This is a genomic window from Pseudomonas cremoris, from assembly GCF_014230465.1.
In genome coordinates this window covers 1-882 of sequence record NZ_JAAXCY010000034.1, presented here as the reverse complement: position 1 = coordinate 882, position 882 = coordinate 1, and the positions used below count along the sequence as shown (strand labels likewise).

At 58.2% G+C, this 882-nt stretch carries 1 protein-coding gene; it reads left to right on the top strand.

Annotated features, from left to right (window positions below):
* The coding region (locus HF257_RS33195) for a ribonucleotide-diphosphate reductase subunit beta (protein WP_185711020.1) at window positions 1-882 on the top strand (882 nt) is incomplete at both ends.

The following is an 882-nucleotide window of genomic DNA, read 5'->3' as shown; positions in this document are numbered from 1 at the left end:
CTGGAAGGCTCCGCCGCTCGCGTCGCCGTTGACGAAAAGCGCATGATCAACTGCCGCGCCGACCTCAACCAACTCGTGCCGTTCAAGTACGACTGGGCCTGGCAGAAATACCTCGACGGCTGCGCCAACCACTGGATGCCGCAAGAGGTCAACATGACCGCCGACATCGCCCTGTGGAAAAACCCCGAAGGCCTGACCGACGACGAGCGCCGCATCGTCATGCGCAACCTGGGCTTCTTCTCCACCGCCGACTCGTTGGTAGCGAACAACCTGGTGCTCGCCGTGTACCGCCTGATCACCAACCCGGAGTGCCGCCAGTACATCCTGCGCCAGGCCTTCGAAGAAGCGATCCACACCCACGCCTACCAGTACTGCATCGAATCGCTGGCCATGGATGAAGGCGAGATCTTCAACATGTACCACGAGATTCCATCGGTCGCTAAAAAGGCAGCCTGGGGCTTGAAGTACACCCGCTCCATCTCCGATCCGAAGTTCGAAACCGGCACCGTCGAGACCGACAAAGAACTGCTGCGCAACCTGGTCGCCTACTACTGCGTCCTGGAAGGCATCTTCTTCTATTGCGGCTTCACCCAGATTTTGTCGATGGGCCGTCGCAACAAAATGACCGGCGTGGCCGAGCAGTTCCAATACATCCTGCGTGACGAGTCGATGCACCTGAACTTCGGCATCGACGTGATCAACCAGATCAAAATCGAAAACCCACATTTGTGGGATGCCGAGATGAAAGAAGAAGCGACCCAGATGATCCTGCAAGGGACCCAGCTGGAGATCGAATACGCTCGCGACACCATGCCGCGTGGGGTGTTGGGCATGAACGCGGCGATGATGGAGGACTACCTCAAGTTCATCGCTAACCGTCGT